The sequence below is a fragment of the Pseudomonas sp. TE3644 genome (assembly GCF_056278815.1).
In genome coordinates this window covers 208,043-225,597 of record NZ_JBWBQF010000001.1, presented here as the reverse complement: position 1 = coordinate 225,597, position 17,555 = coordinate 208,043, and the positions used below count along the sequence as shown (strand labels likewise).

The 17,555-nt window shown below is 61.0% G+C and carries 19 protein-coding genes, 1 tRNA gene and 1 pseudogene; 12 read left to right on the top strand and 9 right to left on the bottom strand.

Going from position 1 to position 17,555, the window contains the following annotated elements:
- Window position 1: 1 nt before the first annotated feature.
- Window positions 2–784, top strand: a complete 783-nt coding sequence (locus tag ACZ9GA_RS01055) for a TatD family hydrolase (RefSeq protein ID WP_457357780.1) — start codon at window positions 2–4, stop codon at window positions 782–784.
- A gap of 126 nt (window positions 785–910) precedes the next feature.
- On the opposite strand, the gene ampE is transcribed toward ACZ9GA_RS01055, so the two are convergent.
- From ampE to ACZ9GA_RS01040, 3 genes are all read right to left on the bottom strand, one after another.
- Window positions 911–1,747, bottom strand: a complete 837-nt coding sequence (ampE, locus tag ACZ9GA_RS01050; RefSeq protein ID WP_457357782.1) for a regulatory signaling modulator protein AmpE — start codon at window positions 1,745–1,747, stop codon at window positions 911–913.
- Window positions 1,744–2,307, bottom strand: coding sequence for a 1,6-anhydro-N-acetylmuramyl-L-alanine amidase AmpD (ampD, locus tag ACZ9GA_RS01045; protein ID WP_457357783.1), 564 nt, complete (start codon window positions 2,305–2,307; stop codon window positions 1,744–1,746). Before ampD ends, ampE begins: the two co-directional genes overlap by 4 nt.
- Before the next feature lie 79 nt (window positions 2,308–2,386).
- Window positions 2,387–4,612, bottom strand: coding sequence for a DUF1631 domain-containing protein (locus ACZ9GA_RS01040; protein WP_457357785.1), 2,226 nt, complete (start codon window positions 4,610–4,612; stop codon window positions 2,387–2,389).
- A 365-nt stretch (window positions 4,613–4,977) separates the two neighbouring features.
- Between ACZ9GA_RS01040 and nadC the strand changes: the two genes are divergently transcribed.
- Together nadC and ACZ9GA_RS01030 are read left to right on the top strand one after the other, a co-directional pair.
- On the top strand, window positions 4,978–5,826 hold the full coding sequence (nadC, locus tag ACZ9GA_RS01035; RefSeq protein WP_457357787.1) for a carboxylating nicotinate-nucleotide diphosphorylase: 849 nt from the start codon (window positions 4,978–4,980) through the stop codon (window positions 5,824–5,826).
- A gap of 43 nt (window positions 5,827–5,869) precedes the next feature.
- Window positions 5,870–6,133 carry a hypothetical protein gene (locus ACZ9GA_RS01030; RefSeq protein WP_027981259.1) on the top strand — a complete coding sequence of 88 codons (264 nt, stop codon included), beginning with the start codon at window positions 5,870–5,872 and terminating at the stop codon, window positions 6,131–6,133.
- A 110-nt stretch (window positions 6,134–6,243) separates the two neighbouring features.
- Here ACZ9GA_RS01030 and ACZ9GA_RS01025 read toward each other — a convergent pair whose 3' ends face one another.
- Window positions 6,244–7,017, bottom strand: coding sequence for an EAL domain-containing protein (locus tag ACZ9GA_RS01025; RefSeq protein WP_457357789.1), 774 nt, complete (start codon window positions 7,015–7,017; stop codon window positions 6,244–6,246).
- A 280-nt stretch (window positions 7,018–7,297) separates the two neighbouring features.
- Between ACZ9GA_RS01025 and ACZ9GA_RS01020 the strand changes: the two genes are divergently transcribed.
- Window positions 7,298–7,693, top strand: coding sequence for a hypothetical protein (locus tag ACZ9GA_RS01020; protein ID WP_457357791.1), 396 nt, complete (start codon window positions 7,298–7,300; stop codon window positions 7,691–7,693).
- A gap of 23 nt (window positions 7,694–7,716) precedes the next feature.
- On the opposite strand, the gene ACZ9GA_RS01015 is transcribed toward ACZ9GA_RS01020, so the two are convergent.
- From ACZ9GA_RS01015 to ACZ9GA_RS01005, 3 genes are all read right to left on the bottom strand, one after another.
- A tRNA-Thr gene (locus ACZ9GA_RS01015) sits at window positions 7,717–7,792 on the bottom strand.
- A gap of 66 nt (window positions 7,793–7,858) precedes the next feature.
- Complete coding sequence (locus ACZ9GA_RS01010; protein ID WP_457357793.1) at window positions 7,859–8,275, bottom strand: pilin; 417 nt, start codon at window positions 8,273–8,275, stop codon at window positions 7,859–7,861.
- A gap of 57 nt (window positions 8,276–8,332) precedes the next feature.
- Window positions 8,333–8,755, bottom strand: a complete 423-nt coding sequence (locus tag ACZ9GA_RS01005; RefSeq protein ID WP_457357794.1) for a pilin — start codon at window positions 8,753–8,755, stop codon at window positions 8,333–8,335.
- A gap of 226 nt (window positions 8,756–8,981) precedes the next feature.
- Between ACZ9GA_RS01005 and pilB the strand changes: the two are divergent.
- The 5 genes and pseudogenes from pilB to yacG all read left to right on the top strand — a co-directional run bounded on the left by pilB (window position 8,982) and on the right by yacG (window position 13,596).
- Window positions 8,982–10,680 (top strand): annotated as a pseudogene (pilB, locus tag ACZ9GA_RS01000) (type IV-A pilus assembly ATPase PilB).
- A 3-nt stretch (window positions 10,681–10,683) separates the two neighbouring features.
- A complete protein-coding gene (locus ACZ9GA_RS00995; protein ID WP_457357797.1) occupies window positions 10,684–11,901 on the top strand; it encodes a type II secretion system F family protein in 1,218 nt (405 codons plus the stop codon).
- 2 nt (window positions 11,902–11,903) lie between these two features.
- Window positions 11,904–12,773: a prepilin peptidase gene (locus ACZ9GA_RS00990; RefSeq protein ID WP_457357799.1), complete on the top strand. Its 870-nt coding sequence runs from the start codon at window positions 11,904–11,906 to the stop codon at window positions 12,771–12,773.
- On the top strand, window positions 12,773–13,396 hold the full coding sequence (gene coaE / locus ACZ9GA_RS00985) for a dephospho-CoA kinase (protein WP_457357801.1): 624 nt from the start codon (window positions 12,773–12,775) through the stop codon (window positions 13,394–13,396). Before ACZ9GA_RS00990 ends, coaE begins: the two co-directional genes overlap by 1 nt.
- Window positions 13,393–13,596, top strand: a complete 204-nt coding sequence (gene yacG / locus ACZ9GA_RS00980) for a DNA gyrase inhibitor YacG (RefSeq protein ID WP_425224195.1) — start codon at window positions 13,393–13,395, stop codon at window positions 13,594–13,596. Before coaE ends, yacG begins: the two co-directional genes overlap by 4 nt.
- Window positions 13,597–13,696: 100 nt before the next feature.
- Here yacG and ACZ9GA_RS00975 read toward each other — a convergent pair whose 3' ends face one another.
- Both ACZ9GA_RS00975 and ACZ9GA_RS00970 read right to left on the bottom strand, forming a co-directional pair.
- Complete coding sequence (locus ACZ9GA_RS00975; protein WP_457357803.1) at window positions 13,697–14,374, bottom strand: energy-coupling factor ABC transporter permease; 678 nt, start codon at window positions 14,372–14,374, stop codon at window positions 13,697–13,699.
- Window positions 14,371–14,838 (bottom strand): FAD/FMN-containing dehydrogenase, encoded by a 468-nt coding sequence (locus tag ACZ9GA_RS00970; RefSeq protein ID WP_457357805.1) that lies wholly within the window; start codon window positions 14,836–14,838, stop codon window positions 14,371–14,373. The genes ACZ9GA_RS00975 and ACZ9GA_RS00970 overlap by 4 nt, the downstream gene beginning before the upstream one ends.
- A 111-nt stretch (window positions 14,839–14,949) precedes the next feature.
- Between ACZ9GA_RS00970 and ACZ9GA_RS00965 the strand changes: the two genes are divergently transcribed.
- The 3 genes from ACZ9GA_RS00965 (at window position 14,950) to ACZ9GA_RS00955 (ending at window position 17,309) form a co-directional block, all read left to right on the top strand.
- Complete coding sequence (locus tag ACZ9GA_RS00965) at window positions 14,950–15,579, top strand: DUF1780 domain-containing protein (protein WP_457357807.1); 630 nt, start codon at window positions 14,950–14,952, stop codon at window positions 15,577–15,579.
- 197 nt (window positions 15,580–15,776) lie between these two features.
- Window positions 15,777–15,950 (top strand): DUF3094 domain-containing protein, encoded by a 174-nt coding sequence (locus tag ACZ9GA_RS00960; protein WP_008371549.1) that lies wholly within the window; start codon window positions 15,777–15,779, stop codon window positions 15,948–15,950.
- 63 nt (window positions 15,951–16,013) lie between these two features.
- The gene (locus tag ACZ9GA_RS00955; protein ID WP_457357809.1) at window positions 16,014–17,309 is read left to right on the top strand and encodes an NAD(P)/FAD-dependent oxidoreductase; all 1,296 of its coding nucleotides are present in this window, start codon (window positions 16,014–16,016) and stop codon (window positions 17,307–17,309) included.
- Window positions 17,310–17,555 lie beyond the last annotated feature (246 nt).

Here is a 17,555-nt window from a genome sequence, read left to right as displayed (position 1 = left end):
CATGGGGCTGATCGACACCCACACGCACCTGGACTTCCCGGACTTCGACGTCGATCGCCCTGCCCTGCTGGACAATGCGCGCGCCCTGGGCGTGCAGCGCATGGTGGTGCTGGGCGTGCACCAGGCCAACTGGCAGCGGGTGTGGGACCTGGTGCAAAGCGATGATCAGTTGTATGCGGCCCTGGGGCTGCATCCGGTTTATCTCGACGAGCACAAGCCGGAGCACCTGGTAGCGTTGCGTACCTGGCTGGAGCGCTTGGCGGGTCATCGGCAACTGTGCGCCGTGGGCGAGTTTGGCCTGGACTATTTCCTCGAGGACCTGGACCGCGAGCGTCAGCAGACGCTGTTCGAGGCGCAGCTGGCGCTGGCAGCCGAGTTTGAACTGCCGGTGCTGCTGCATGTACGCCGCAGCCATGCGCAGACCATCGCCACGCTCAAGCGCTTCAAGCTCAAGCGCGGTGGGATCATTCATGCGTTTGCCGGCAGTTATGAAGAGGCGCGCGAGTACCTGAAGCTGGGGTTCAAGCTGGGGTTGGGCGGCGCGGCAACCTGGCCGCAGGCGGTGAAACTGCGCAAGACGGTGGCGCGGTTGCCGTTGGAGGCAGTGGTGCTGGAGACCGATTCACCGGATATGGCGCCGGTGATGTTTGCGGGGGTGCGCAATAGTCCGGAGCATTTGCCGCAGATTGCGCTGGCGTTGGCTGAGGTGATGGGGGTGGAGGTGTCGGCGTTGAGTGAAGCCAGCACGGCAAATGCCTGCCAACTGTTCAACTGGGACCTGTAGCCGCAGCTACAGGACCGCGTCGTCTGCATCGCGGCCAAGGCCGGCTCCTACCACGGACGGGGTAGGAGCCGACCTTGGTCGCGATGCACGCGACGCCATTTCAAGACAGTTGCTGCTACAGATTGGCTAGAACAACACCGTCCACAACGCGATAACGGCGTACCACAGCACCGCCGAACGCAGCAGCAACTCCCACAGGCTATCCAGGCTGGCGACGCCCGCCTCACCCGCTGCCGATTCCGGCAACTCCCCTGCCACACGCCCCACATCGGCAATCAGCTTCTTGGCGCCAATTCCCCAGTGCAGCAGCTCGTGCAACATCACCTTGCCCACCGCGACAAAATTGCCCACCAGGGCAAAGCTGGCGGCCAACACCCGCACCGGCAACCAATCGAAGGCATGGCGAATGCTGCCCGCGCGAGCAATAACACCCGGGTTCTTCGAATTAGCGATGGCCAGCGCCAGCAGTCGATACACCAACGCCGCCACCGGCCCCAGCAGCACATACCAGAAGATCACCGCAAAGAAGCTCTGGTACGCCTGCCACAGCAGATGGTTCTGCACCTTGGCCAGCAGGCTGGCTTCGTCATCGCCGGTCAGGTTGAGGTCACGTTCGGCCACGTGCACCGCCGCCTGCTCGTCGCCACGGCGCCAGGCATCGCGGAACGGGCCGATCGACGCCTTGATATCGCCCCGGCCGAGAGCGTAGATCACCACCCACAGGTGGATCGGGAAGGCCAGCAAGCCATAGGCCACCGGCTTCAACGCCAGCAGCACCACACCCAGCAGCACGGCCGGCAGCAGAATCCACAACGCCAGGATCAGCGCCGGCTCCTTGGCCAGCCGCGGCTTGGCTTCCAGGCGGGCCAGCTCGGCCAGCCAGCCCTTGTCGCGCTGCAGTCGATGGCGCAGGGCGGAAAATTTCTCGACCCACAGCACCAGCACCAATACCAGAAAACTCATTGTTCGCCCTCGTCGGCCACGAGACTGGCGCGGTAACGCGCCCAGTCGAAATGCGGCCCTGGATCGGTCTTGCGCACCGGCGCGATGTCGCTGTGCCCGCAGATGCGCGATGGGGTGATGCCCGGGTACTGCGCCAGCAACTGACGGGTCAGGGTGGTCAATGCCCGGTATTGCGCGTCGGTGAACGGCTCGAAGTCAGTGCCTTCAAGCTCGATGCCGATGGAGAAGTCATTGCACGTCTCGCGCCCTTCGAAACAGGACACGCCAGCGTGCCACGCCCGCTCAAGACAAGAGACGAACTGCGTCAATTCACCGTCACGCTCAATCAAAAAGTGCGCCGACACCCGCAGCTCGGCAATGGTCTCGAAGAAGGGGTGGGCACCGGTGTCCAGCTGGTTCTGGAAGAACTGCTGCACCCGCCCGGTCTTGAATTGCCCGGGGGGCAGGCTGATGTTGTGGATCACCAGCAGGGAAATCTCGCCCTCGGGCCGCTGATTGAAATTGGGCGAGGGGCAATGTTGCGCGCCCTGGCACCAGCCAGTGGCGGAATCGATGTTCATCAGGGTTCCTTGGCAACACACGTCGATGGCCCAGTATGCCGCGCCAGGACGCTGCTGGGCAGCCTGGGGCCGCGAAGAATTATTTCCCTTTGCGTTGGCGCAGATTGGTAACAACCGAGTCCAGCGCGCGGTCGAACAACAGGGCATCATCAAGGATGCGCACCGATCCGCGACGGAACTCCACCGCCAGGCCCATGCGCGTCTTTTCCAGCACCTTCATGCCGGTGCGGTTGACGAACACATACTTGCCGGTGGCCTCGATAATTGCCGTCAGCTTGCAGCGCAGGCGGTTGTCATCCTCTTCCTTGATCTCGACCCAACTGCCGGGGCGCAGTTTATCCACCTGCAGCAAGCCCGGATCGTCGGCAGGCAGGCGCACCAGCGGCTCGCTGTCGCCAGCATCGCCATGACCGGCCAGCACGATCTCTTCCACCACCGCCACCAGTGCCGGCGGCTGCTGGCCTTCGGCAAGTTGCGCGGGCTGATGGGCGTCGCGCTTGAGTGCCTGCACGTGCAGCACTTCCAGCTGACTGAAAAATTCGCTGGTGGCGAAGGGATCGAACGCCGAGCTGGTGAGGCCGTCGCGCAACGACTTGAGCAAGCCAGGCACCACTTCCAGCAGACGCTGGTGGGCATCGGGCTCGTCATGGGGCTCCACGCTCCAGATCAGGTCGTCCATGGTGGCCAGGCCTTCCTGCCACTGCGGCGAACCATCGCCGTGCTTGAGGCAAGTCAGCAGCAATACCTTGCTCCAGGCCTCCTCCAGCAGACGCACCACCACCTGCGGCAACAGCTTGCCCAGCAGCCGGCGGTTGAGCTCTTCCTGCACCCGATGGCGGGCCAGTTCCGCCTTGGCGCGGCCTTCCTCGGCGTCGCGGGTGCGCTGCTCAAGCAGCTCGCTGCGGCGCCGTTCGTCGGCAGTGAAGGCCAGGAAATCGGCCAACAACTCGGAGAAAATCGCCGGGTCGTCGACAAAGTCATTGAGCAAGCGTTGCACGATCTGCTCGATGCGCAGGTACAGGCTGTCACGCTGGTAATCGTCGCGATTGCCCCAGCCCATGGCCGCCGAGGCGATCTCGTTGAGCAGGCGACGGGCCGGGTGGCTGCCACGGCTGAAGAAGCTCTTGTCCAGCACCGCTACCTTGAGCATCGGGATCTGCAGGCGGCCGATCAGGGCCTTCAGCGAATCCGGCAGGATACGGTCGTCGAGTATGAATTCGAACAGCATGGCGATCAGGTTGATGACGTCCTCGTCCATCACCCCGATCACCCGGAACTTGCCGCTCTTGACGCTGACGCGGGTCAGCAACTGTTCCAGCTGGTGGCGCAGGTCGTAGTCGTCCTGGGCAGCCTGGGACGATGGCACGTACTGCTGCAGGTGCGACAGCAGGCGCATCAGGTCGTTGGTCGAGATGGGCTGGGCTTCGTTGCTCGTTTCCAGCTTTGGCGCGACGCTGCCGCGCAACTGGTGCAGCAATTCCTGCAGGGCGCCAAAGACTTCCTGCACGTTTTCATCAAGATGGACGGCGCCCGCCGGGGTATTGCCGGTCTGGTCCTCGCGGCGGTTGCTCGGCCGTGGCGGCGTGCGATCGGCACTGCGACGCGCGGGGGCGGCCTTGAGTTCAGGCAGCACGCCGGTGGCGATTAGCAGCTGGTTGGCCTCGACATACAGCTGATCGCAGTCGCTGAGCACGTACTTTTCGAACAGCTTGAGCACGATCAGCTTGACCTTGATCTCCACGCCCAGATTGCGCCCAGCCTCCAGGAAATAGTCACACAGCATCGCCGGCCCCAGCGGGTTGCTGGAATCGTCCAGGCGCTTGAGCACCAGCGAATTGAGCCGCGCCGTCAATTGGCCAAGGGCCAGGCCATCACGCGACAGCACCTTGCCCACCATGGCGTCCAGGGCCACAGTGCGCTCCAGGTCATCGTTGGCCACCAGCTCCAGCTTGTCGTAATTGACCGGCTGGGTGATCACCGGCTCGGCGATTTCATACTGGCCAATGGCGACGAAGGCTTCGTAGAGGCGCTCCAGAAAACCGCGCTCGATACTCTTGCGCTTGAGACGCAGGTCGCGCATGGCTTCGAAAAAGGTGTTCTGTTCGGCGTTGTTGCAGGCCCGGTCGGCCATTTCGAACAAGGTGTCGTCGGCATTGTCGAACAGCGCCTGCAGCCCTTGCTTGAGCTGCTGCGCGGCCTTGTCGCGCACTTGCAGGAGGACAACGGGCAGGCGTGCCAAGGGCGTCTGATTGGCTTGATCAGCAGCCGCCTTGTTCAAGGGCACGACTTTCCCATCGTTGTGCATCCCGTTCTCCTGAAAGAATGAGGCCTGGTGTGTCGCTAGTATGCAGGTTCCCGGCACGCGCCCACAGGGCTCTGCGCAACGCCTTTGTAAGCAACCGCATTCAGAACGACAACAATCCCGACCAACGTCAAAGACATGACGCCAAATACAAGGCGCTCATTATCTGCAAAACCTGAGTACAGCGCTAGGGTGGCTGAACGAGTTATTTGCAACCCGATGCGAAGTGGACAACAAAAGCAGGTAAAAGCTCCCTGTACGCGCCGCTATTTTGCCATCCCACGCCATTGGACCGCGCAGCGTTCGCAAAGCTTCGCGCCAAGGCATCGCTGCCCTATAATCCGGCCACTTTGCCTGTGGAGCCTGCTATGCCGAATCTACGCCTCGCCGACCTGACTGCCGAGATCGAAGCCAACGTGCGCCGTGCGTTGCTTGAAGACATTGGCAGCGGCGACATCACCGCCCAGCTGATCCCGGCCGAGCGCCTGGCAAAAGCCACCATCATTACCCGCCAGGATTGCGTGGTGGCCGGCACCGCCTGGGTAGACGCGGTGTTCCGTCAGCTTGACCCACGCGTGGCCGTGCATTGGCAGGTCGTCGACGGCCAGCGCGCCACCGCCAACCAGGCCCTGTTCCACCTTGAAGGCCCGGCCCGCTCGCTGCTGAGCGGCGAGCGCACCGCGCTCAACTTCCTGCAGATGCTGTCCGCCGTGGCCACCCAGGCCCAGGCGCTGGCCGACAAGGTGGCCGACACCCAGGTCAAGCTGCTCGACACCCGCAAGACCCTGCCCGGCCTGCGCCTGGCGCAGAAGTACGCGGTCACCTGCGGCGGTTGCCACAACCACCGCATCGGCCTGTACGACGCCTTCCTGATCAAGGAAAACCACATTGCCGCCAGCGGCGGCATTGCCCAGGCCATCAGCGCCGCGCACCGCATCGCCCCCGGCAAGCCGGTGGAGATCGAAGTCGAAAGCCTGAGCGAACTCAAGGAAGCCCTGGCCGCCGGCGCCGACATCATCATGCTCGACGAACTCAGCCACGACGACATGCGCGAAGCCGTGCGCCTGAACGCCGGCCAGGCGAAACTGGAAGCCAGCGGCGGCATCAACGAAACCACCTTGCTGCCCATTGCCCAGACCGGTGTGGACTACATCTCCATCGGCGCAATGACCAAGGACGTCAAGGCCATCGACCTGTCGATGCGCCTGAGTCTGTGACACCACACCCCACGAGATGAACGAAGGTATTGGAGTACTCGCTGTGACGAACACGCTCAACCCCGGGGCCGACAAGGTCTACATCATCCGCATCGACGGCACCCGCCTGGGGCCTTTCCAGACCAGCGTCGAACCCAACAAGGCGCTGATCTACGAAGTGACCCTCAACGCCGGCGCCGGCGACACCCTGGAACACCACCGTGAAAACGGTCAGGTGGACAAATACCTGATCACCAACACCCACTTCCAGCCACAGATGACAAGCGTAGCGGCGCACTACACCGTGCGGTGGCGTCAGGAAGGCTGACACTGCGTGTGATTCCGTAGCCGCTGCCGCAGGCTGCGCTGGCCCTCATGTTCACTGGAGATCTCCAGCGAGGCGTGGGGCCAGCGCAGCCTACGGCAGCGGCTACAGGGTTACGGCTTAAGCGGCAACTCACCCACCTGCGGCCGCGCAAACAGATACCCCTGCATCAACTCGATCCCCAGCCCCAGCAGCGCATCGCGCTCCCCTGCCGTCTCAACTCCCTCGGCCAACAAAGTAATCCCCAGCCGCTGCGCCACCAGCACGATCCCCGCCACAATCGCCTCGCGCACCGGGTCGGTGTCGATAGTGCACGTCAACGCCATGTCCAGCTTCAGCACCTGCGGCTGAAACGTCGCCAACAGATTCAACCCCGAGTAGCCCGAGCCAAAGTCATCGATCGCCGTGGTAAACCCCTGCCGCTCGTACGCCTTGAAGATCGACTTCAAGTGCTCCGGGTCTTCGACCTTCTCGCCCTCCGTCACCTCGAACATCAAGCGCTCCAGCGGGAACGCCGACGCCTTGGCCGCCTCCAGCGTGGCGCGGATGCACGTCTCGGCCCGGTACACGGCGTTGGGCAGGAAGTTGATGCTCAGTTTGCAATCGGGGATGTCAGGCAAGCCCAGCCCTGCTGCCAATTCGATGGCCTTGACCCGGCACGCCTGGTCGAAGCGGTAGCGGTTGGTGTCGTTGACCTGGGCCAGCACGCTGGCGGCGGATTCGCCATTGAGGCCGCGAACCAGGGCTTCGTAGGCGTACAACGTGCCGGTGCGCGCGTTGAGGATGGGTTGGAAGGCCATGGTGAAGGCGAAGTCCAGGGCTTCCAGGTTGCGGCATTGGGCGCAGGTGGCGGGTTCGAAGGGTTGGGGGAAGAGGGTTTGGATCATGGGGCCTCCCGGGGAGGTAGATCGGGTAGAAGACAAGATTGAATACCAGCACATGGCCAGCATGACATCTGACTGCGAAAGAGCACGGAAAATTTCGTAACGGTGGTGATATGCGTTGCCTATCAGCGCGGATGAGCCGAGGGTTAGCCGATTTTCCCGCAAGATCGACCGCGGTGCCATTGATCGATAACCGACTTAACCGCCATAGCCGACATCGGCGGCGCGTCTACGCTGGAATAAAGCTCCGCAACAGGGCTATTTCCAACATAGGCGAACAATCATGAAAATACTCTGCCCGGCGGCACTGCTCATTCTGATGGCAGGCTGCGCCGCGCCGCACAGCGGCCCCGCCAACGATGCCCACGCCCCTGCTCCGGCCAGCGCCGTGGAACTCAAGGGTGACGCAATTCGCTCCGCCCTGGTCGGCCGGCAACTAAGCAGCGTAACCGCAGACGGCAAGCCCTTTACTGAAACCTACAGCCCGGATGGGATCGCGACCATAACCATCAGCGGCAGCGCGGCGCAGAAGGGTAGCTGGCAGATCAATGAGGGGGTGATGTGTGTGAATTACGCGGCGTATGGACAGGAGTGCAATACGATCAAGGCGGATGATCAGTGGGTGTGGTTGATCGATAGTACCAAGATGACTACTAATAACCGGTTTTCGCGGCATTGAGTGGGGTGTGAGGCGATAGGGGATGGTGCCGGGGATAGGAATCGAACCTACGACCTTCGCGTTACGAGTGCGCTGCTCTACCGACTGAGCTACACCGGCGGTTATAGCGCCAAACTACCACCTGTCCATGATCCAATCAACCGATGCTAAGGAAGGTGAGCGCCATCAAATTCCTGGGCAACTGAGCGGAGTCATGGCTACAGGCGCGTCTGTAGTACATCGCCAGCCCGAAGCTGTGGTGAGTGTCCAAGTGATAACCTTTCCTGATACCGAGGACGGTGCATTGGTCAACGTGCAGGTGATAGTTCCCCCTCCCGAACTGACGGTAGCCGACGCAGTTATGCTGCTGCAGGTATTAGTGGTAGTTACCCCGCCAATGGCCGTTGGGGTGGATACATCATCCCCGTTGCTCAAGCTGTTTTGGAGGCCGGCCTTCAATACAGAGGTTTCAGTAATGCCCGCCACGACTGCGGAACGGGACTGAAATTTTTGATAGGCCGGAAACGCTATAGCTGCGAGTAGCCCAGTGATAGCCAGGGAAATCATTAATTCAACTAAAGTAAAACCGTTTACCAGCTTCATAATGCCCACCTGAATACAAAAGCCCGCAAAGCGCGGGCTTATAGTCGCAACTTGCTATCAGTTGGCTGCAGCGGTGTTAGTGCATCCCTTAGGCGTGTAGGTCGAAGCGATCGAGCTGTTTACCGCACAAGTCCAAACACCCGCAGTGGTGCGAGTCAGGGTAATTACGCCTCCTGCCACTTGCGTTGGCGGAGTTAGCAGGGTGCAGCCGATGGTGCCGGCGGTCGAGGAGGCGGACAGCGTGCAGTTCGTGGTGGTGCCGCTTGCTGCGCCAATTGATGTCGCGTCACTGAAAGCGGTGCCGGTAGACATCGCATCTTCGAAGCCTGCTTTCAACGAAGATACTTCTGCCAAACCAGCAGTCACTTTAGCCTTGGCCTGGTAACGGGAGTACGCAGGCAGTGCGATAGCGGCCAGGATGCCAATGATCGCTACCACGATCATCAGTTCGATCAACGTAAAACCTTTCTGTGCTTTCATGTCATCCACTCTCCGAACGTTAAGGGCCATACGACCTGCAAGTATCTGAGCAATGCCCGTGCCAACGACTGCCGTGGAGACTTACAAGAGGTTTCTCGCGAATTCCGACATCCCCCACCGCCCTGCAGGGAAAGAAACTGACATTTATTGTCACTATGTGTAACCCGATTTGGCACCTCCTCCTGACTAGGCTATAAATCACGGATTAGATGTGTACGGTGCCGAGATGAATGATATTGCCCTGACAGGTTTGGCTAAGCATTTGGTCCAGGCTGAATTGCTCACTGACAAAAGCGCACAGCAAGCGCATCAGCAAGCGCAACGCAACAGAACCCCTTTTGTACATTTCCTGGTACAAAATAAACTGGTCAAAAGCCGCGAAGTCGCTGAAATCGCCTGCGAACAGTTCGGCGTGTCCTTCCTGGATTTGAGTACGTTAGACAGGGAATCTCAACCCAAGGGACTGGTAAGTGAAAAGCTGGTCCGCCAGCACCATGCACTGCCTCTATGGCGAAGGGGCAATAAGCTATTTGTCGGGGTGTCGGATCCCACCAACCACCAAGCCATCACGGATATTCAATTCAGCACCGGCCTAACCACGGAAGCCATCCTGGTCGAAGACGACAAGCTGATGGATGCTATCGAGAAATATTTCGACAATGGCAGCACTGGCCTGGAAGGTATGGCCGATGTCGATCTTGATGACCTGGATGTCCAAGTCATGGACACCAACCATGACGAGCCTGTCGCCCAAGAATCTGACGATGCGCCGGTCGTGCGGTTTGTCAACAAGATGCTCTTGGACGCGATTCGCGGCGGCGCCTCGGATTTGCATTTTGAAACCCTACGAAAAAATTTATCGGGTGCGGGTTCGTACCGACGGCATCCTGCGCGAAGTTGCGAAACCGCCAATAAATCTGGCAGGTCGCATAGCTGCGAGGTTAAAGGTGATGGCCAGCCTGGACATTTCCGAGCGGCGCAAGCCGCAGGATGGGCGGATAAAAATGCGGCTGTCAAAAAACAAAGCCATCGACTTCCGTGTGAATACGCTGCCCACCCTTTGGGGCGAGAAAATCGTCATGCGGATCCTTGACCCCTCCAGCGCGCAGATGGGCATTGATGCATTGGGTTACGAGCCCAATCAGAAAGAGTTGTACCTACAGGCACTTCGCCAACCCCAGGGCATGATTTTAGTGACCGGTCCTACTGGCTCGGGTAAAACCGTATCGCTGTACACTGGCCTGAACATACTCAATACCGTAGATATCAACATCTCCACGGCGGAAGACCCTGTCGAGATCAACATGGAAGGTATCAACCAGGTCAACGTCAACCCCCGCCAGGGACTGGACTTCGCGCAAGCCCTACGCTCATTTCTTCGACAAGACCCTGACGTGATCATGGTGGGTGAGATTCGCGACCTGGAAACTGCAGAGATTGCCATCAAGGCCGCCCAGACCGGCCACTTGGTACTCTCCACCTTACACACCAACAGCGCTGCAGAAACCCTTACCCGCCTGCAAAACATGGGTGTTGCGGGCTTCAATATCGCTACCTCCGTGAACCTGATCATTGCCCAACGACTCGCCAGGAAGCTCTGCCCCCTCTGCAAACGCCCCGCTCAGATCCCGAACGAAACTTTGCTGCGCGAAGGTTTTCCCGAGGAACGCGTGGGAACTTTTCAGGTATTCGAGCCCGTTGGGTGCGATCAATGCAACGGGGGGTACAAAGGTCGCCAGGGCATATATGAAGTGGTCAAGAATACCCAAGCGTTGCAACGCCTGATCATGGGTGACTGCAACTCCATCGAGATTTCCACGCAAATGCGAAAAGATGGCTTCAATGACCTGCGTACTTCCGGACTGGAAAAAGTCATGCAGGGCATCACCAGTCTCGAGGAAGTCAACCGGGTCACCAAGGATTAATCAATGGCTGGCAAAGCAGCAAAGATAACTCAGTTCGACTGGGAAGGGAGCGATCGCAAAGGCACCGCAGTCAAGGGCGAGATGGGCGCCATGTCGGCTGCACTGGTCCGGGCGCAGCTGCGCAAGCAAGGCATCAACCCGACCAAGGTGCGCAAGAAAGGCACGGCGCTGTTCAGCAAGGGCAAGCGCATCAAGCCTATGGACATCGCTTTATTTACCCGGCAAATGGCAACCATGATGCGCGCTGGCGTTCCGCTCCTGCAGTCATTCGACATTATCGGCGAAGGCTTTGACAACCCGAACATGCGCAAACTGGTATATGACCTCAAACAACAGGTCGCTGCCGGTAACAGTTTCGCTGTTGCATTGCGCGGCAAGCCGCAGTATTTCGACGACCTTTACTGCAACCTCGTAGATGCTGGCGAGCAAGCAGGTGCACTTGAAACGCTGCTGGATCGTGTAGCCACATACAAAGAGAAGACCGAAGCGCTCAAAGCCAAGATTAAAAAAGCGATGGCTTATCCAATAGCCGTCGTCGTCGTTGCGTTTATCGTCTCGGCGATTCTATTGATCAAAGTGGTGCCGCAGTTCCAATCGGTATTTCAAGGGCTCGGTGCGGAGCTTCCAGCCTTCACGCAGATGGTGATCAATCTTTCCGAGCTGCTGCAGGAGTACTGGCTAATTTTCCTGGCAGGCATTGTCGGCGCGGTGTTCGCCTTCCGATACGCTCACAAGAGCAGCCAGCGTTTCCGTGACGCGTTAGACAGGGCTTCACTGAAAATCCCCATCATTGGCGGCATTTTATACAAGTCATCGGTCGCGCGTTACGCGCGCACTCTTTCCACGACCTTCGCCGCAGGCGTGCCTCTGGTCGAAGCCCTTGACTCTGTGGCAGGCGCGACCGGCAATGTCGTGTTCAAGACCGCCGTCAACCGTATCAAGGTGGACGTATCTACCGGCATGCAACTCAACGTCTCCATGCGGTCCACTGGCGTGTTCCCCACCATGGCCATCCAGATGACGGCCATTGGCGAGGAGTCGGGGTCTTTAGATGACATGCTCGGGAAAGTCGCAAGCTACTTCGAAGCTGAGGTAGACAATATGGTCGACGGCCTGACTAGCCTGCTGGAGCCGATGATCATGGCATTTCTGGGCGTTATCGTGGGTGGCTTGGTCATTGCCATGTACCTTCCCATATTCCAACTTGGCAACGCGATTTAATCATGCCCCTATCCGAATACCTGGCCACCGCCCCCGTGGCCTTCACCCTCTGCGCCCTGATCCTAGGCCTCGTAGTAGGCAGCTTCCTAAACGTCATCATCCACCGCCTCCCGAAAATGATGGAACGCGACTGGAAAGCCCAAGCCCGCGATATCCTCGGCCTACCCGCCGAGCCCGAAGGCCCACGCTACAACCTGATGCTCCCCGCCTCCGCCTGCCCGCACTGCCAGCACAAGATCCGCGCCTGGGAAAACATCCCGGTGGTCAGCTGGCTGGCCCTCAAAGGCCAGTGCAGCCAGTGCAAAGCCCCCATCAGCAAACGCTACCCACTGGTGGAACTGGCCAGCGGCCTGCTGAGCGCCTTCGTGGCCTGGCATTTCGGCTTCGGCTGGGCGGCCGGCGCAATGATGCTGCTGACCTGGGGCCTGCTGGCGATGAGCATGATCGATGCCGATCACCAATTGCTGCCCGATGCACTGGTGCTGCCGCTGCTGTGGCTGGGGCTGATCCTCAATGCCTACGGCGTGTTCGCCAGCCTCACCGATGCCCTGTGGGGCGCCGTGGCCGGTTATCTGGCGCTGTGGCTGGTGTTCTGGGTGTTCAAGCTGGTCACTGGCAAGGAAGGCATGGGCCACGGCGACTTCAAGTTGCTGGCGATGCTGGGTGCCTGGGGTGGCTGGCAGGTGTTGCCGTTGACCATCCTGTTGTCGTCGCTGGTGGGGGCGGTTCTGGGCGTGATCATGCTGCGGTTGCGTAATGCCTCGCACAGCACGCCGATCCCGTTCGGGCCTTATCTGGCCATTGCGGGGTGGATCGCTTTGCTGTGGGGTGGTCAAATAACGGCTTCTTACATGCAGTTCGCTGGTTTCTGATGACTACAGCTTCTTCGACACCCTGGATTCTGGGCCTTACCGGCGGTATCGGCAGCGGCAAGAGTGCCGCCGCCGAGCGCTTTGCCGAACTGGGCATGCACGTGGTGGATGCCGATCAGGCAGCCCGCTGGGTGGTTGAGCCCGGGCGCCCTGCCTTGGCGGAGATTGCCCGGCATTTTGGCGCGGGGGTGTTGCAGGCGGATGGTTCGCTGGACCGCGCCGCGTTGCGCCAGCTGATTTTCAAGGATGCCGAGCAGCGGCGCTGGCTGGAAGGGCTGCTGCACCCGCTGATCGCCACCGAGATTGCCGAGGCGCTGGCCAAGGGCACGTCGCCCTATGCGGTGTTTGTCTCGCCGTTGATGGTGGAGTCGGGGCAGTACCGACTGGCCCAACGCCTGCTGGTGATCGATGCGCCGCAGGCGCTGCAGATCGAGCGCACCTTGCGGCGTGACAACACCAGCCTTGAGCAGGTGCAGGCGATTCTCAAGGCCCAGGCCACCCGCGAGGAGCGCCTGCGCCATGCTGATGATGTGCTGGTCAATGACGGCGACCTGGCGACGTTGCGCGCCGAAGTCGAGCGGCTGCATGATTTTTACCTGACGTTGACTGGAGGCCAATCATGAGCCAACCCCTGACCGTACAATGCCCCACCTGCGGCGCGCCCGTGGAGTGGAACGCGGCCACGCCGACCCGGCCTTTTTGTTCTGATCGTTGCAAGTTGATTGACCTGGGGGCGTGGGCGGCTGAAGAGCACAAGATTCCGGTGGGGCCGGATGCCGAGGATGAAATGTTTTCCGGCGACTTGCCCCACAGCGAGCACTGATTCTGTAGCCGCTGCCGCCAGGCTGCGCTGGCCCCGTGCCCCACTGGCGATTTTCAGGGTTCACACCGGCCAGCGCAGCCTGGCGGCAGCGGCTACGGGTTCACTCGTCTTTCCAGGGGGCTGCCAGGTAACGGGTGCGGTTGAAGGTTTCCAGCCACTCGGGGCAGAACACTACCAGCGCCGTGACGATCACCCCGTTGATGAACGCCTCGGGGAAGATCACCAACCACAAGTACCCCACGAAATCCCAGATCCACTCCGGCAGCGCGAAGCGCCCGTCCAGCCACAACAACCCAAGCCCGGCAAACACGCACAGCAACGCCGCCAGGGCCGCCGGGAAAAAGCCTGAACAGAAGATGTAAACGAAGGGATTCTTCGGCTGCGCCCGCTCCACGGCCAGCGCACAGAGTTCAGTGACCAGCACGGGCAGCCCGATCAGCAACACGCCATTGATGCCCGCCGCCAGCAAGTCCTGACGCCCAAGCAACACCAGACCCATCTGCGCCACCAGCCCGCCCAGCATCGCCAACGGCCAATCCAGCAGCAGGGTCACGGCGGTCATGCCGATGAAGTGATAGGACACGCCGGTGTCAAAGTCGCGACGCACCAGCCACAGCACAAACAGCGCCAGCACGGTGCCAAACAACAGATGCTGACGACGGCTGTCGGTGAACAGCTCCACCCACGGCGCCCGCCACGCGGCCCAGCCCAGCACCGGTATATACAGGCACCAGCCGACGCTAAGCGTCGCGCCGGACAGCACCTGCGCGCTGATCATTTTTTCGCCTGTTCCAACGCCGCCTTCAACGCAGCGGCGTCGGTGAATTCATGCTGGGCCACCAGGCGTTGGTGATCCAGTTCCAGCCACAGCACCGAGTCATCGGCCACGTTGTAGGCCGGGGCGATGCGGCCCTCTCGATCGAGCACCACGCGGTAGTCATAAGAGCGCATGGACGGCAGCGCGAACATTTTGGCGATCAGTGTCGGCATGCGCTGGATGTCCGCAAGGAATACCGCCTGGCGCCCCTCCAGGTAACCCTTGGGCTGGCCTTGCAGCGCCGCATTGACCAGCTTGGCGCCGCCCATGTCGCGGGCCACCAGCAAAATGCGTGCATCTTCGTTGAGGCTGTAGGGTGCATCGAACTGGTCCAACAGCGTCCAGGCGGGTAACCGCTCACCCACTTCCAGGGCCATGGCCCAACAGGGCAGCAGGCTGAGCAGCAACAGGGTCCAGAACTTCATGGGCACGTTCCTCTGGCAGATTGGCTTGTTGGCAGTTTACACCCCCACCTGTGACACGGCGCGTGCAAGTCATTCACGGCAAAGCGCAATTTGAGCGCTAAGCTTGTGTGCATGGATGATTCAGATTACTTGCGCCTGCTTACCATCCAGGCCGAACAAGCCAATGCGTTCCTGTCCAATGCCCGCAAATGGGAGCGCGAGCGTTGGGTCTGCCAGCGCCTGCTGCAAGGGCTGAACATCCCCTACCGCAACGAGGAGTTCAACCCGGCGAGCCAGGAACCTCCCGACGTACTGTTTCGCGATGCCTGCTTCGAGGTGTTCTTTGTGCTGGACGAAGGGCGCCGGCTCAACGACGAATGGCGCGAGGAACTGCAGCGCCGTCGCAGCGCCTTCTCCCTGGCCCAGCTGGTACGCCGCGAGGCCCGGCCCAAGCGCATCGGCGCCCCGGAACTGCTGCAGCGCCTGGCGCCAACGTTGCGCAAGAAGTCGCACAACTATAAAGAGCGCGGGCTGGACCTGGGCGAGCTGGACATCATCGCCTTCGCCAGCCTGAAGCGCGAAGTGCTGGACCTCAACAGCCATTTCCCGCCGCCCACCGAATACCTGCGCCAGGGCTGGCGCTCGTTGTCGCTGGTGGGGCCTACGTTTGCCAGGGTGCTGTTCGCCCACCCCGATGCGCCGGATTTCCTGCGCAGCAACCTGGGGCGCAGCATTGTGTTCGATGTAGGCATCAGCCTCTGACCGCAGGACAATATCCCTGTAGCCGCGGCTGCGCTGGCCCCCGAGTACACCCGGGACCTTCCCTGCGCATGATAGGGCCAGGGCAGCCTGGCGGCAGCGGCTACGGAAGTTAGCGCCCACCGGCGCAACTGTATTGCTTTCGTTGTGGAACACTGTACTTTTCCCACAGTCAGAAGCGTCTACCTTACGAGGTCACGATGAGCAGCCGTCTGAATCCCGAAGATCAGCAACGCGTGGATGAATACCTGCAACTGCCCCAGCACAAAGTCGAGCGCCGGCCCTTCCGGCCGTGGATGCTCCTGGTGCTGACGGTGGCCGTGACCGTAGGACTTGGCCTGTTGAGCCGCCTGATCAGTTACCTGGTGCTTTGAGCTGCCTTGCGCTCGCCCTTCCCACTGACCCACAGAATTCCGTAAACCTTATGAGTACTTTGAATGACACATCGTATCGTGATTGTCGGCGGCGGCGCCGGCGGCCTGGAGTTGGCGACCCGCCTGGGTAAAACCCTGGGCAAGCGTGGCACTGCCAGCGTGACCCTGGTGGACGCCAACCTGACGCACATCTGGAAACCACTGCTGCACGAAGTGGCCGCCGGCTCCCTGAACTCCTCGGAAGACGAGCTGAACTACGTGGCCCAGGCCAAGTGGAACCATTTCGAATTCCAGCTGGGGCGCATGAGCGGTCTGGACCGTGCTGCCAAGCAGATCCAACTGGCCGCCACCATCGATGAGAATGGCCTGGAGCTGCTGCCTGCACGCACCCTGGCGTATGACAGCCTGGTGATTTCGGTGGGCAGTACCACCAACGACTTCGGCACCCTGGGCGCGGCGCAGAACTGCCTGTTCCTGGACACCCGCAAGCAGGCCGAGCGCTTCCACCAGCAACTGCTCAATCACTACCTGCGCGCCCACGCCCACACCGACCTGGACAGCCAGATCAGCGTGGCCATCGTTGGCGCCGGCGCCACCGGCGTGGAACTGGCGGCCGAGCTGCACCACGCCGCCCACGAGCTGGCCGCCTACGGCCTGGACAAGATCAAGCCTGAGAACATGCGCATCACCTTGATCGAAGCAGGTCCCCGTGTGCTGCCAGCCCTGCCCGAGCGTATCGGCGGCCCGGTGCACAAGACCCTGGAAAAGCTCGGCGTCACTGTGCTGACCAATGCTTCGGTCAGCGAAGTGAGCCCCGACAGCCTGAAGACGGCCGACGGCACCGTCATCCCGGCCAGCCTCAAAGTGTGGGCGGCAGGTATCCGTGCGCCAGCGTTCCTCAAGGACATCGACGGCCTGGAAACCAACCGCATCAACCAGCTGCAAGTGCTGCCGACCCTGCAGACCACGCGCGACGAGAACATCTTCGCCTTCGGTGACTGCGCGGCCTGCCCGCAGAAAGGCACCGACCGCAACGTCCCACCGCGCGCCCAAGCAGCTCACCAGCAAGCCTCGCTGCTGGCCAAGTCGCTGAAGCTGCGCATCGAGGGCAAGGAGCTGCCGGAATATACCTACAAGGATTACGGCTCGCTGATCTCGCTGTCCAAGTTCTCCGCCGTGGGCAACCTGATGGGTAACCTGACCGGCAGCGTGATGCTGGAAGGATGGCTGGCGCGCATGTTCTATGTGTCGCTGTACCGCATGCACCAGATGGCGCTGTATGGCACGTTCAAAACCATGATGTTGATGCTGGGCAGCCGAATTGGCCGCGGCACCGAACCGCGCCTGAAACTGCACTAACCCCACCCCAACCTGCGGCCGCCACTACCCTGTAGCAGCGGCCGCAGGCCGCGTTACTCCCCCCGCGTATTGCCTGACACCCTCGCGTTTGCCCCGACGCAGCTTTCGGCAGCTGCTACAGGACGGCGTCGCCTGCATCGCGGCCAAGGCCGGCTCCTACCACGTACTGCGTAGGAGCCGACCTTGGTCGCGATGCAGACGACGCCGTTTCAAGGCAGCTGCCATCTTATTTGCGACAGGCTGTGC

Coding starts and splice junctions, on each gene's coding strand:
- ACZ9GA_RS01010 (WP_457357793.1), bottom strand. CDS start 8,275: ATGAAGCTGGTAAACGGTTTTACTTTAGTTGAATTAATGATTTCCCTG.
- ACZ9GA_RS00965 (WP_457357807.1), top strand. CDS start 14,950: ATGGATGATTCAGATTACTTGCGCCTGCTTACCATCCAGGCCGAACAA.
- ampD (WP_457357783.1), bottom strand. CDS start 2,307: ATGAACATCGATTCCGCCACTGGCTGGTGCCAGGGCGCGCAACATTGC.
- ACZ9GA_RS00995 (WP_457357797.1), top strand. CDS start 10,684: ATGGCTGGCAAAGCAGCAAAGATAACTCAGTTCGACTGGGAAGGGAGC.
- ACZ9GA_RS01040 (WP_457357785.1), bottom strand. CDS start 4,612: ATGCACAACGATGGGAAAGTCGTGCCCTTGAACAAGGCGGCTGCTGAT.
- ACZ9GA_RS00960 (WP_008371549.1), top strand. CDS start 15,777: ATGAGCAGCCGTCTGAATCCCGAAGATCAGCAACGCGTGGATGAATAC.
- ACZ9GA_RS01055 (WP_457357780.1), top strand. CDS start 2: ATGGGGCTGATCGACACCCACACGCACCTGGACTTCCCGGACTTCGAC.
- ACZ9GA_RS01005 (WP_457357794.1), bottom strand. CDS start 8,755: ATGAAAGCACAGAAAGGTTTTACGTTGATCGAACTGATGATCGTGGTA.
- ACZ9GA_RS00990 (WP_457357799.1), top strand. CDS start 11,904: ATGCCCCTATCCGAATACCTGGCCACCGCCCCCGTGGCCTTCACCCTC.
- coaE (WP_457357801.1), top strand. CDS start 12,773: ATGACTACAGCTTCTTCGACACCCTGGATTCTGGGCCTTACCGGCGGT.
- yacG (WP_425224195.1), top strand. CDS start 13,393: ATGAGCCAACCCCTGACCGTACAATGCCCCACCTGCGGCGCGCCCGTG.
- ampE (WP_457357782.1), bottom strand. CDS start 1,747: ATGAGTTTTCTGGTATTGGTGCTGGTGCTGTGGGTCGAGAAATTTTCC.
- ACZ9GA_RS01025 (WP_457357789.1), bottom strand. CDS start 7,017: ATGATCCAAACCCTCTTCCCCCAACCCTTCGAACCCGCCACCTGCGCC.
- ACZ9GA_RS00970 (WP_457357805.1), bottom strand. CDS start 14,838: ATGAAGTTCTGGACCCTGTTGCTGCTCAGCCTGCTGCCCTGTTGGGCC.
- ACZ9GA_RS00955 (WP_457357809.1), top strand. CDS start 16,014: ATGACACATCGTATCGTGATTGTCGGCGGCGGCGCCGGCGGCCTGGAG.
- nadC (WP_457357787.1), top strand. CDS start 4,978: ATGCCGAATCTACGCCTCGCCGACCTGACTGCCGAGATCGAAGCCAAC.
- ACZ9GA_RS01020 (WP_457357791.1), top strand. CDS start 7,298: ATGAAAATACTCTGCCCGGCGGCACTGCTCATTCTGATGGCAGGCTGC.
- ACZ9GA_RS00975 (WP_457357803.1), bottom strand. CDS start 14,374: ATGATCAGCGCGCAGGTGCTGTCCGGCGCGACGCTTAGCGTCGGCTGG.